The 12361-nt window shown below is 65.0% G+C and carries 13 protein-coding genes; 8 read left to right on the forward strand and 5 right to left on the reverse strand.

Annotated elements, in window-relative coordinates; all coding sequences use genetic code 11:
- Window positions 1-2 precede the first annotated feature (2 nt).
- The 5 genes from A5771_RS06875 (at window position 3) to A5771_RS06895 (ending at window position 4011) form a co-directional block, all read left to right on the forward strand.
- A complete protein-coding gene (locus tag A5771_RS06875) occupies window positions 3-1448 on the forward strand; it encodes an MCE family protein (RefSeq protein WP_064854463.1) in 1446 nt (481 codons plus the stop codon).
- A complete protein-coding gene (locus tag A5771_RS06880; RefSeq protein ID WP_064854464.1) occupies window positions 1412-2080 on the forward strand; it encodes a hypothetical protein in 669 nt (222 codons plus the stop codon). The genes A5771_RS06875 and A5771_RS06880 overlap by 37 nt, the downstream gene beginning before the upstream one ends.
- A 95-nt stretch (window positions 2081-2175) precedes the next feature.
- Complete coding sequence (locus A5771_RS06885; RefSeq protein ID WP_064854507.1) at window positions 2176-2598, forward strand: hypothetical protein; 423 nt, start codon at window positions 2176-2178, stop codon at window positions 2596-2598.
- Window positions 2599-2674: 76 nt separating this feature from the next.
- Window positions 2675-3568 (forward strand): helix-turn-helix domain-containing protein, encoded by an 894-nt coding sequence (locus tag A5771_RS06890; RefSeq protein ID WP_064854465.1) that lies wholly within the window; start codon window positions 2675-2677, stop codon window positions 3566-3568.
- A 257-nt stretch (window positions 3569-3825) separates the two neighbouring features.
- On the forward strand, window positions 3826-4011 hold the full coding sequence (locus tag A5771_RS06895; protein ID WP_064854466.1) for a hypothetical protein: 186 nt from the start codon (window positions 3826-3828) through the stop codon (window positions 4009-4011).
- A gap of 60 nt (window positions 4012-4071) precedes the next feature.
- Here A5771_RS06895 and A5771_RS06900 read toward each other — a convergent pair whose 3' ends face one another.
- Window positions 4072-5322 carry an NADH:flavin oxidoreductase gene (locus A5771_RS06900; RefSeq protein ID WP_064854467.1) on the reverse strand — a complete coding sequence of 417 codons (1251 nt, stop codon included), beginning with the start codon at window positions 5320-5322 and terminating at the stop codon, window positions 4072-4074.
- 112 nt (window positions 5323-5434) lie between these two features.
- Window positions 5435-6349 carry a helix-turn-helix domain-containing protein gene (locus tag A5771_RS06905; RefSeq protein ID WP_082947092.1) on the reverse strand — a complete coding sequence of 305 codons (915 nt, stop codon included), beginning with the start codon at window positions 6347-6349 and terminating at the stop codon, window positions 5435-5437.
- A 42-nt stretch (window positions 6350-6391) separates the two neighbouring features.
- Here A5771_RS06905 and A5771_RS06910 point away from each other — a divergent pair, with 42 nt between their 5' ends.
- Window positions 6392-7660 carry a phytanoyl-CoA dioxygenase family protein gene (locus A5771_RS06910; protein WP_165606123.1) on the forward strand — a complete coding sequence of 423 codons (1269 nt, stop codon included), beginning with the start codon at window positions 6392-6394 and terminating at the stop codon, window positions 7658-7660.
- 60 nt (window positions 7661-7720) lie between these two features.
- Here A5771_RS06910 and A5771_RS06915 read toward each other — a convergent pair whose 3' ends face one another.
- Window positions 7721-7996, reverse strand: a complete 276-nt coding sequence (locus tag A5771_RS06915) for a hypothetical protein (protein ID WP_064854470.1) — start codon at window positions 7994-7996, stop codon at window positions 7721-7723.
- Between the two features lie 158 nt (window positions 7997-8154).
- On the opposite strand from A5771_RS06915, the gene A5771_RS06920 reads away from it, so the two are divergent.
- Both A5771_RS06920 and A5771_RS06925 read left to right on the forward strand, forming a co-directional pair.
- The gene (locus tag A5771_RS06920) at window positions 8155-9819 is read left to right on the forward strand and encodes an FAD-binding protein (RefSeq protein WP_064854508.1); all 1665 of its coding nucleotides are present in this window, start codon (window positions 8155-8157) and stop codon (window positions 9817-9819) included.
- A 264-nt stretch (window positions 9820-10083) separates the two neighbouring features.
- On the forward strand, window positions 10084-10953 hold the full coding sequence (locus A5771_RS06925) for an alpha/beta fold hydrolase (protein WP_064854471.1): 870 nt from the start codon (window positions 10084-10086) through the stop codon (window positions 10951-10953).
- A 7-nt stretch (window positions 10954-10960) separates the two neighbouring features.
- Here the strand turns inward: A5771_RS06925 and A5771_RS06930 are convergent, their stop codons facing one another.
- Together A5771_RS06930 and A5771_RS06935 are read right to left on the reverse strand one after the other, a co-directional pair.
- Window positions 10961-11746: a site-2 protease family protein gene (locus A5771_RS06930; protein ID WP_064854472.1), complete on the reverse strand. Its 786-nt coding sequence runs from the start codon at window positions 11744-11746 to the stop codon at window positions 10961-10963.
- Between the two features lie 9 nt (window positions 11747-11755).
- Window positions 11756-12361: a hypothetical protein gene (locus A5771_RS06935; protein ID WP_064854509.1), complete on the reverse strand. Its 606-nt coding sequence runs from the start codon at window positions 12359-12361 to the stop codon at window positions 11756-11758.

The following is a 12361-nucleotide window of genomic DNA, read 5'->3' on the forward strand; positions in this document are numbered from 1 at the left end:
CCATGGTGTTGAGCAGACGGATCAAGATCCAACTGATTATTTTCACGGTCATCACCCTGGTCGCCGGTGGAGTCATGGTCTTCGCCTACATGCAGCTGCCGAGGGTGCTGTTCGGGGTCGGGTATTACACCGTGCGGATGGAACTGCCCCAAGCCGGTGGGCTCTACCACAACGGAAACGTTACCTTCCGGGGCGTTGAGGTGGGCCGTGTCAAGGGAGTCCACGTGACCGATACCGGCGTGGAGGCTGTGCTGTCGTTGCGGTCGGATTTGGCCATTCCGTCAGATCTGGATGCCCAGGTGCATAGCCAGACACCGATCGGGGAGCAGTTCGTGACCCTGTTGCCGCGTACCGCGGAGGCGAGGCCACTGCGAGGCGGTGACGTCATACCGCGGAGCCGTACCTCGGTGCCCCCTGACATCACCGAACTGCTGGATGCCACAAACCGTGGCCTGCAGGCGATTCCACACGACAATGTCAAAACGGTCATCGACGAGAGCTACACTGCCGTCGGTGGTCTTGGCCCGGAGATCTCCCGCATGGTCCGAGGTTCCACCAAGCTTGCCATTGATGCCCGCAAGAACCTCGATTCGTTGACCGCGCTGATCGACCAGTCTGCGCCGATAATGGATACCCAGATTGATACTGCGGATGCGATCCAGGCCTGGGCCGCTCACCTACGCGCAATCACCGATCAGGTACGGACCGAAGACCACGCCGCAGTCGGTGTCTTGGAGCAGGGCGGCCCAGCAGCAGATGAGGCACGGAACCTGATTGAACGGCTGAAACCGACGCTACCGATCGTGTTGGCCAATCTCGCCAGTGTCGCGCCGGTGGCCGTCGCCTACCACGACGGCATCGAACAGCTACTCGTGCTCCTGCCGCAGGGGGCTGCCATGATGCAGGCGATCTCGGTGGCGAACCGCAACGTCAAGGGCCTTGTCCACGGTAGCGGCTTCCTGGACTTCAACATCAACTTTGGCCTGCCGCCGCCCTGCACGACCGGCTACCTGCCGGCCCGTCAGATGCGGTCGGCGAATTTCGAGGACTACCCGGACCGGCCGGACGGCGACTTATACTGCCGGATACCCCAGGATTCGCCGTGGTACGTGCGGGGTGCACGCAACATCCCGTGCGCGACGAAGCCGGGCAAGCGTGCTCCGACCGCGGCAATGTGTGAAAGCGACGAGGAGTACGTTCCGCTCAATGAGGGCTTTAACTGGAAGGGTGATCCGAACGCTACCTACACTGGCCAGGACATCCCGCAGTTGCGACCGGATTCTCCGCCGGCCGGGCCAGGGTCGCCGATTGCAGCCACCGCATATGACCCCACCACCGGAACCTATATCGGTCCCGACGGACACGTGTACACCCAGTCCGACCTAGCCCAGTCCACCTTGCAGGAGCCGACATGGCAGACCATGATGATGCCCCCCGCGGGGAACTGAAAACCCCTCCCCCGTCCGACGGTGACACCGCCGTAGCACCTGAACACAGCGGGGAGGCGGGCGACGTGCCTGAGGTCGACGATCAAGCCGCCACCGAAGCGGTTGCTGGGGCCGACCACGTCGATGACGAGGTGGGTGGAGACGAACCGGGGCCGGAGACCCGGTCGGCAATGGCGCTCGGTGTGGTGGTGGTCCTGATATTGGCCGGGCTTGCCGGGGTGTTCGGGTTCGGTGCCTACGAGTCCGGCCAGTCTGAGCAGCAGGAGAAACTCTATTTGCAGGTAGCACGGCAGGGAGCATTGAACCTGACCACGATTGACCACGCCGACGTCGAAGCTGACATCCAGCGCATCCTGGGTTCGGCCACGGGCATTTTCTACGAGGACTTCCAGCAGCGGGCACCGGCATTCATCCAGGTCGTCAAGCAGGCTCAGTCAAAGACAGTAGGCACGATCACCGAGGCCGGTTTGGAGTCGGTGGCCGGTGCCTCGGCGCAGGCCCTGGTGGCGGTTTCGGTACAGACCTCGAATGCCGGGGCTGCTGAACAGCAACCTCGGAACTGGCGGATGCGGATCGAGGTCCAGAAGGTGGACGGCGCACTGAAGGTGTCGAATGTGGGGTTCGTGCCGTGAGCGAAAAGGACCTGAACCAGTCGAGCCGGCGGCCCAGCTCCTGGATCCGGGTGTTGGTATATGGCCTGTTACCCGGTGTGGCCCTGCTGCTGGCGATGGGCAGTGGATTTCTGAAGTTTCGTGATGCCAGCGCACGGAGTGCGGAGGTCTCCCGGGTTGAGTCAGTGCAAGCTGCCAGCCAGGGAACCATAAAGATGCTCACCTACCGACCCGATACGGTCGAGCAAGAGCTTGACGCCGCCCGCGATCTGATGACCGGAGCCCTGTGGGACTCCTACGGTTCGTTCACGCACGACGTAGTCATGCCCGGGGCGAAAGAGAAAAAGATCTCAGCGGTCGCCACCGTGCCCGCCGCGGCTTCAGTGTCCGCGGGCAGCAACCATGCAGTCGTTTTGGTGTTCGTAAACCAGACGACGACCGTGGGCGCGGAATCTCCGACCAACCTGGCTTCCAGCGTTCGGGTCAGCCTCGAGAAGGTGAACGGCCGGTGGCTGATGTCGGCATTCGATCCGATCTAGCCGACGGTCAGCTGAGGATATACGCTGGCGGTGCTTCGTTAGTCAACGGTTGTCCGCAGATCGGCAGGGAAACACGATGTCACGGGCCCGATCTCAGGACCGCGATGAACGGGCGGGATCGCCGCCGACCGACCGCGTGGTGGCCGTCGTGGAACTGCTCGCGACGCTGTCTGAGCCCATTTCGGTAGCTTCGATCGTTTCCCGGCTCGAGATCAATCGGTCCACGGCGACCGCTATTTTGGGGGCGTTGGAAAGGGCCGGCTGGGCTTCGCGGCAGTCCGATCGCCGCTACACGTTGGGGGTCGGCCTGATCGGGGTTGCCGAAGCGGTTCGGGCAGCGTTGCCGCTTGGCGGCCAATACGCCAGTGCCGTCGAGGAGTTGGCGCGACGGGCGAACTGCGGTGCAACGCTGGCGTTCGCCGGTGCGACCGACCTGACCTTCCTCAGCGTCGCCGCCGCGCGAGAGCGGTTTCCGGCCGGTGTCGGTGTAGGTGTCCGGCTTCCGCTGATGGCGCCTGTCGGAGCGACTGTAGTGGCGCACCGGGACTCAGGGACTCAGCGTGACTGGCTGCAGTCGGCCGGGGCGAACCGCTCGGGACTTGCCGACCTGCTGTCGCAGGTACGACAGAGCGGAGTGGCGGTATTCGGCATGGGGAACTCCGACCCGCAGGCGCTCAATACGCTGGCCGAAGTGGCTGAGCTCCTCGCCGAGCACCCTCGCCGGGCAACCCTTCGCCAACGCGTGTTCGAGATGCTGTTCAGCTTGAGCGGTCATCCGTACACTGCTACCCAGCTCGCAACGTCCGGGGATCTCTCGGTTAGTTACCTCGCCGTACCGGTATTCGACGAGCAGGGGCATGCTACCTACGAGCTGCAACTCGGTCCGCTGAGCGCAGCGGTGAGCGCGGCCGGGCGCGAACACTACATGAATGAAATCAAGGCTACCGCTGCGTATTTGAGCGCGCTGTGAAGATTCACCGCAGCATCTGAAGCTCGACCGGACGGGGGCAGTGCAATGGTGACCTGTTCGGCACCGTGAGGCGCTGGATACCCGGCGTATCAGTCTCCCGTTCAGTGGAACTGAGCCCCCGGTTCACCTAGCACGCCTTCATTACCGTATGCCGTGTCCGTCTTGGTAAATAACAGCCTGACGCATCGGAGGGGTTCAGATATCGACTAAGATGATGCGCTGCAAGGCAATTCATAACCGAGGCATCGTGCCTGCTGATGCTGTTCGCGCGGCGGGGACTCAACGCCCGCGACGACCTGGCAACGTCGGTCATGACCGCCAACGGCGGATTCCCGACCGAACTGGGTTCGCTGGCCACCTGGGAGTGGGAGCACATGTCACAGTTGACCGATCTGAGCCTGGCCACGGCGTGGGCCGACCTCGGCTCACTATTCAGCGGCTGAGTTGGTGTGAGCGTCGAGAGCAGAGCGGGTCTGGCTGTCGTCGGGCCGTTGGAACGCGGGCTACTGGACGGTCGGCGGGGTGGCGGGTTGTGGGTCAGGGACTGCCCCGTACCGCTCTGCAGGGTCCAGTACGCAGTGCGTGCGGCCGAACACGGTGACCATGCATTTGTTGTTGTGATTGCAGCGGCTTCGGACCGTGGGATCGTTCATCATCCGATTCAGCAGGTCTGGTTCGCGTAGCAGCGCTCGGCCCATGGCGAGGAAGTCGAATCCCTCCTGTAGGCCGGTGACCATGTGCTCACGGGCGCTGATGCCCCCCAGCAGGATCAGCCGGGTGTTTTTGGCGACCGAGATGAACTGGCGCGCTGAGTCAAGCATGTACAAGTCGCGGTACGGGTAGTCCCCCATGACTTTCTTGCCGAGCAGGCGGATGCCGGTTCTGGCAGGCTGATTCATCGCCGCGGCGAATTCCGCGACGGGGACGTCTCCGCGGAACAGGTACATCGGCTTGTACACCGATGAACCCTGGGTGAGCTCGATGGCGTCTAGATTGCGGTCTTGGTCGAGTAGTTGGGCGGTGCGCAGTGATTCGTCCAACCAGATGCTTCCACGAATGCCGTCGTCCATGCTGAGTTTGGCGATCACCGCGATCCGGTCGCCGACCACCTCTCGGACCCGTTGGGCGATCTCACGGACGAATCGAGAACGGTTGTCGATGCCACCGCCGTATTCGTCCTTGCGCCGGTTGAGCAGCGGGCTCAGGAACGAGCTCGGCAGGTACAGGTGGCCGAAATGCAGTTCGATCGCGTCGAAGCCCGCCGCTATCGCGACTTCGGCTGCGGATCCGAACTGGTCGATGACCTGCGTGATCTCGCGGGGCCTAATTTTCCGGCAGTACTGCAACGATGACGGATTGACGAACCTGCTCGGCGCTACCGCGCGTACGCCGGTTATCGATTTTGACGCCACCACGCCGGCATGCCCAAGCTGCGCTGAGATCGCGGCGCCGGCATCGTGAACGTTGTCGGCCAACTGGCGTAACCCGGGGACGGCCCGCTGATCCATGACGATCTGCCCTGGCGCGCTGGCGCCTTCTCGGGAAACGCAACAATAGGCGACGGTCGTCATTCCGACCCCGCCGTCGGCGAAACGGCGATGGAATGCGATCAGGTCGTCGGTCACCAACCCATCCGGTGACCGTCCTTCCGAGGTGGCCGCCTTGATGATGCGATTCCGCAACTGCACCGGCCCCAGCATCACCGGGGAGAACGGATCGGGCAGCGGCTGGTTCGGCGCGGCGTTGGTTGTCATCGTTTCGGGGCTCCTTCTCCGAGGGGATGCGCCTGGCAGACCTTTGCGTCAGCCGCCGTGGCAGTCAAGTGCCCCTTCCCAGTCAGCGGAAATATCTCTGCGAAACAGCCATTCACGTCAGCGGCCGGTTCGGCCAGCTGCCACCCCCAACCTTGGTCAAGGTCGTGGCGGTCTGCACGAGCGCCTCGATGTAGAGGTTGAGATCAGCGACCGACACGGCGTCCCGCATGATGTGCAGCGACACCAGGTAGCGCGGTTGCTCATCAGGTCCGAAAACCGGCGCGATCACGTAGCTGACGGGGCGCCGACGCCAGTCGGTGAGTTCGTCGCTGCTGTAGATCCCGATTCCCACGACAGCACTGAGCAGCAGGCGGCGCAGCACCTCGGTGGGGGCGTGATCGTCGGCCTGGCCGAGGAGGTCACGGATCTGGTGCACCATGGTTTGAACGTCACGCTTGACGTTGTAGACCGCATAGCCGCGTTCCCGAATTTCGGCCAGAGTGCTGTGCACGGCGGCGATCTCGTTGGGCGCCAGCGGATCGGGCGCATCGGACAGCCACTCATCGATCTTGGCCGGCGATCGCCACGCGACGGCGATGCTGCCGTGCGGAGGGTGCAGCGGCATGCGCTGGCCGACCCGGGTGTCGAACTCGTCGACGGTCCCCACCGTCAGGACGACCTCGAGGTCTTCGGCGTTGATGCGCGCGAGGGTGCAACCACAGCCGGCCACCGCTGAAAGCCGAGAAAGCTCCTCGTCAGCCGCACCCAGTAGGGGATACCGGCTCCGCAGTCCCGCAAGGAGTCTGATCAGGCCGGGCCCCAGCCGGTATGCCCGGTTGGGCAGCCGCTCGACGTAGCCGGATGCATCCATCGTGGCGAGGATCGACGCGGTCGTGGAGGTGCTCAGCGCGAGTTCGCGGGAGACCTCAGACAGCGACAGTCCACTGCTCGACGACTCGGCAAGTGCTTCCAACACCGCGAACACCCTTGCCGTCGGCGGTGAGGGTGCCTTATGGTTATCCGGCATACCGGAACCATACCACGAATAGTCGGAAAAAGGAGCAAGGTGATGACAGAACAAATGAGCCGCAATACGAGCGTCGGCAGCCTGGAGGCATGGGGGCTGCAACGGTGGGACTTCGACGAGTTCCACCGCACCGAGCTGCCTCGACGGCTACGCGAAGGTGTCAACGAGCAGGTCGCGTGGGATGTGGCGAACGCGGCGCCGCTCGCCATTGCGCTGCCCGACGGTCGCGCGTACACCTACGTGTGTGAGGACGGGTCGGTCCGAGTGGATGCCGGTGTTTCCGACGCCGCAGTCGGTATCGTGGAACTCCAGGAGCGCGCCTGGCAGGACTACGTCCACGAGTTCCGCAACCCGCCGTCGCTGGTGCTGGCCGACAGCGTGCGCTTCGTTCGCGGCGGCTACGACGACTGGGACACCTGGGCACCGGCCATTAGGTGCATGTACTCCGGGCGCCCCATCTACGACCCGGCGATGGCCTTCACCGATCGCCACGGGGACCCGCTCGATCTGCGGCAGTCCTTCACCCTCGATGATGACCATGAAGACCTGTCGCACTTCCTGCGCACCGCGGGCTACGTGGTCGTTCGTGGCGCCATGGCCCATCGCCGCGACGAGATCGCCGACGAGGTGGACCGACTCACGGCCGCCGCGAAAGAGGGCGAGATGTTCTCGTGGTGGGTTGACAACCAGGCGACCGGAAAACGCTTTCCCTATCGGCTGCTGTTCATGTCGGAGTATTCCGCGCTGATTCGCTCGCTCATCGAGGACGACCCGACCGTCGCTTCCCTTGTCGCGCTGGCCAAACGGGACCTGGTGCCGTTGCACGACCGGGGGCAGGGTCCACTGACCGTGCTCAAGCCGTTCGGCGTCGGAGCCGACCTCGGCGGCAGCATCGCGGCGAACCTCGGCTGGCACCGGGACTGCGATCTCGGCGGATGCACCATCATGTGCCCGTCGATCAACATCGGAATCCATCTCGACAGTGCCGGGCCCACCGGATCGCAGCTCTGGGCGCTGGCCGGCTCCAACGGCAAGGTCACGCACAGCCCCGGCAAGATCACGGTGGACGAGCCCAATGCCATCCCGATGGACACAAAGCCCGGTGACGTCACCATCCACTACTCGTGCACCACACATGCCGGCCCGCCACCAGTAGGTGAGGGTACTCGCCGCACCGTCTACCTGCCCTTCTACGGGCCCGACACGCTGCGACTGCTCGGCCGGTTCGAAGCCTTCGAGCAGGTGCTGCCCGGCTACGGCACCGGAGATCAACCCAGCTTCTTCGACGTCGCCGATCAGGCGGTCGTCTAAGGATTTTCGGAGCTGTGTGCTCGGGGCCGGCCCGGTAAAACTGGGCCGGCCCCGCCAAGCTCAGGCGCCGAGGAGATCGGCGGAATTGAATAGTGAGCCGAGGTCGGCCCACGCCGTGGCCAGGCTCAGATCGGTCAACTGTGACATGTGCTCCCACTCCCAGGTGGCCAGCGAACCCAGTTCGGTCGGGAATCCGCCGTTGGCGGTCATGACCGACGTTGCCAGGTCGTCGCGGGCGTTGAGGATGCCCGAGATGATGCTGGTGTTCGGGTCAAACAGCGCGTCGTTGAGGATCGAGCCGAACTGCTGACTGCCGGTGGAGCTTGCGGGCCGCATCGACGCTCTTCGTGTGCGTGCGCTTACCGGACGTAAGAGGCACCCGTAACCCGTTCCTGGGCCGTTCTTCCCGCTGGGCGGGACCAATCACTCCAACCGAGAAATCGCTGTGATTGTGTGGGCCAATCCAATTGGCGAGTGACGAGAAAGAGGCGCAGATGCTGCCTAGCGTAGAGCCCACAGAGCGCCTGGTTGACTTCGTCGTCGTAGGAAGCGGCTGCGGTGGTCTGACTGCTGCGCTGACCGCCAATGCTTGCGGGCTCGACACCTTGATCATCGAAAAGGCCGGCGTGTACGGCGGTAGTACCGCGCTGTCCGGCGGCAATATCTGGATCCCCAACAACCCGACCCTCATACGGGCCGGGTTGGCGGACAGTCGGGCTGACGTGCGCCGTTATCTGGACGCCATCGTCGAATACCGGGTGCCGTCAGGCAATCTCGATGCATTTATCGACTACGGCCCCGAAACGATGGACTTCCTCGAGCGGGCCAGCCCGCGTCTGCGGTTTCAGTGGTGTGCCGGTTATTCCGACTACCACCCCGAAGCGCCGGGTGGGCGTGCCCGGGGACGCAGCATCGAGCCGCTCCCGTTCGACCTGAAGAAGCTGGGTGCAGACGAGGCGTTGCTGCGACCGGCAACGCTGGCCACCCCGGCGGGGCTGTATGTGACCTCGGAGGAATTCGCCCGCCTCAACATGGTGATGCGAACCTGGGCGGGCCGGCGCGCTGCGCTGCGCACGGGATGGCGTGCAATCAAGGCGCGCCTGCTACGTCGTCACATGGCAACACTCGGGCAGGCGCTGATCGGTCGTCTGCGATTGGCTGTCAAAGAGGCTGACATTCCGTTGTGGCTCAACACGCCGCTGCAGTCGCTGATCACCGATGGGGCGGGGAAGGTCCTCGGGGTGCGCGTCGTGCATGAGGGCTCGGTGATCGCTGTACGCGCCCGCAAGGGGGTGCTCTTGGCCAGCGGAGGGTTCGAGCACAACGCGGAGATGCGGAAACACTATCTTCGCGAAGGTGGCACAGACGATTACAGCGCGGGCTCGGTCGACAACACCGGTGACGGAATCGTCGCGGGCCAGGCGGTGGGCGGGGCGACCGACCTGATGAATGATGCCTGGTGGATGCCGTCCTTTCAACGGCCCGACGGCATCATGGTCGTCCTGGTGTCCGAACGGTCCATCCCTCGCTCGATTATCGTCGACCAGGACGGCAAGCGGTTCGCCAATGAAGCTGCGCCGTATGTGACATTCGTGCACCGTCAGCTTGCCGAGCGACATGATCCGATCTGGTTCGTATTCGACGCGAAAGCCAAGAGCCGCTATCAGATTGGCGGCGTGTTACCCGGACAGAAATTCCCCGCCGACTGGCTGGCACCCGGGTTCATCCACCGTGCCGCCACCGTCGAGGAGTTGGCCACCGCGATCGGGGTCCCGCCGGCGACATTGCGCGACACCGTGGAACGGTTCAACGGCTTCGCGCGGGCCGGAAAGGACGCCGATTTCGGTCGCGGGGAAAGCTCCTACGACAACTACTATGGTGATCCGACCCTGCCGCAGCCCACCCTGGATGCCATCGACCGGGGGCCCTACTACGCGATGCGACTGCGGGCCGGCGATCTGGGAACCAAAGGCGGACTGGCGTATAACGCCGACGCGCAGGTGTGTCGCCCTGATGGCACCCTCGTCGAGGGCCTCTATGTCACCGGCAACGCGTCGGCATCGGTGATGGGAAATGATTACGCCGGAGCAGGCGCGACGATCGGGCCCGCAATGGTGTTCGGCTATATCGCGGCCCGGCATGCCGCCGGAGTTCACTGAGGCGAGAAGGCATGCAAGAACTGCGCTGCGACAGATGCGGCACGCCGGTGCTGGTCGAAAAGTACAGTCCGACGCACACCAGTGTGCAATGGCTGACCGATGCGAAGTCTGCCTGCGCCGAGTTCGCCCGGAGAGCCGCCGCCGGCGAGTGCAGTAGATGGACAGCGACCTGCCCGGCGTTGCGCGACTCGATCGATCGAGCAGTCGATGCCGGGGTAATACCAGTGGACAGTCAGCGTTGCGAGCCGAACGAAGGGGGCTGAAATGAGTCACCGAGAGACGCTGCGGGAGCTTCGCACCGAGCGGGGCGTGCTGCGTTATCACGAAGCTGGTGCCGGCCCACCGCTTTTGCTGCTGCACGGTTCGGGTCCTGGGGTGAGCGGGTGGCAGAACTTCCGGGGCGTACTGGATACCTTCAGTCAACACTTCCGCTGCCTGGTGCTCGAATTTCCCGGTTTCGGTGTCAGCGACGACTTCGGCGGTCACCCGATGCATACCGCATCCGACGCGGTGGGTGCCCTGGTGGACGGATTGAGTCTGGATCGCGTCGACATCGTGGGGAACTCGATGGGTGGGGGCGTGGCAATCAACTATGCGATTGCACAACCCCAGCGGGTACAGCGGTTGGTGACGATCGGCGGTATCGGCCGCAGCATCTTGAGTCCCGGTCCCTCAGAAGGCATCCGACTGCTGCAGGAGTTCACCGAAAGTCCCACTCGCGAGGGGCTGATCCGCTGGCTGCACTCGATGGTCTACGACCCGGCGATGGTGACCGAGCAACTCATCGAAGAACGCTGGCGGCTTGCCACCGCCCCGGAGGCGCTCGCCGGGGCGCGACGGATGTACAGCAGGGCAGCCTTTGCCGCGATGATCCAGGCGATGGAGTCCGCACAAGGGCCCCAACCGTGGGCGGCGATGCATCAGGTCACGGCCCCGACACTGATCACCTGGGGCCGCGATGATCGGGTCAGCCCATTGGACATGGCGTTGATCCCGATGCGCACCATTCCCCGTGCCGAGCTTCATGTGTTCCCCAACTGCGGGCATTGGGCCATGATCGAGGCTAAAGAAGCGTTCGAGGCCGTGGTCCTGGCCTTCCTGCTGCGTAAGGAGGCCCACCCGCCGTCCTCTTGAGCCGGCCTCAGAGCCAGGCGTTCCAGAACTGGGTCAGCGACATCCCCCACGACACCAGCAGGCGCGGCACGTCGAACAGGTCGACGAACCACAGCACCACCCCGAAGAACTTCTGGTTCAGCACCGGCGACGAGATCAGCAGCACCAGTAGCGCCAGCAGACCCCACTGTTTGAACGGCGCCACCGCGCGGCGGGTCGCCGGGCTCAGGTGCGGCTCCACCGCGCCGTAGCCGTCCAATCCCGGCACCGGCAGCAGGTTCAGCACCACCGCGGTGACCTGCAGGAAACCCAGGAACGCCACCCCAGACCAGAACACCGGATGCGCGGGGTCGTAGAACACCCGGCTGGCGCCCAGCAGCAGCACCGCCAGCACCAGGTTGGCCGCCGGCCCGGCGAGGCTGACCAGGGTGCGCCGCAGCGGGGTCATGAACGACGTCTGCAGGTACACCGCTCCGCCCGGCAGGCCGATGCCGCCCAGCGCGATGAACAGCATCGGCAGCACCAGCGACAGCCCCGGATGGGTGTAGCGCAGCGGGTTGAGGGTCAGATAGCCGCGCATCGCCACGTCGCGGTCGCCGAACCGCCAGGCGGTGACGGCGTGGCCGAACTCGTGCAGGCACAGCGACACCAGCCAGCCGGCGACCACCATCACGAACACCCCGGCGTAGGCCAGCGGTCGGATGTCGGCAGCCGCCCGCCAGGCCAGCACACCGCCGAGGCCGGTCACGGCCAACAACGCCAGGAAGACCGGGCTGGGCCGTACCGCCTGGCCGCGCAGCGGGCTGACATTCACCGCACGAACCTATCGGACCAACAACCAGTCCTCGATGTGCCGATAGAAGGTCGAGCGTTTCACCGCTCGCGGAGCGGCTAGCCCGTCGCGCACCACCAGCGCGCCGGTCGTGCCCAGCTGAGCCGCCCGACCGGTGGCCCAGCGGCGCACCCGTCCGCGCCGCGACATCACCCCGGCTCGCAGCCCGGGTGCGGTGCCGACCGGTTCAATCCGCACACCGGGCACGTCGCCGTCGAATAACACCGTGTCGTCGACCACCGCTTCGCCGTGCAGCGGGCCGTCGGCGCCGCGCCAGGTCGCCGCACCCACCAGCACCATCCCGGTTTCGTCCCGGATGAGCGGAACCGGCCGCGCGGTCCCGGTGGCCGCACGACGAGCAGCGCGGCGCTTTGGGACATACCCGACCTCGACATCCAGCCGGTCAGCGCGCAGCAGCCGGGTCAGCACCCGCGCCAGCTCGGCGTCGCCGCCGACCACCACCAGCCGGCGGAACCGCTCGATCGCGGAGTCCACCGTGGCCGCATCGTCGGCGACCGGCAGCGTCGTAAGCCCCCGCAGCGGGCGGGGCAGCGGCCGCCCGGCAAACAGCAGGACGACGGTTTCCGGGGCGGTAAT

It is taken from the genome of Mycolicibacter sinensis (assembly GCF_001667375.1).
Lineage (GTDB): Bacteria > Actinomycetota > Actinomycetes > Mycobacteriales > Mycobacteriaceae > Mycobacterium > Mycobacterium sinense_A.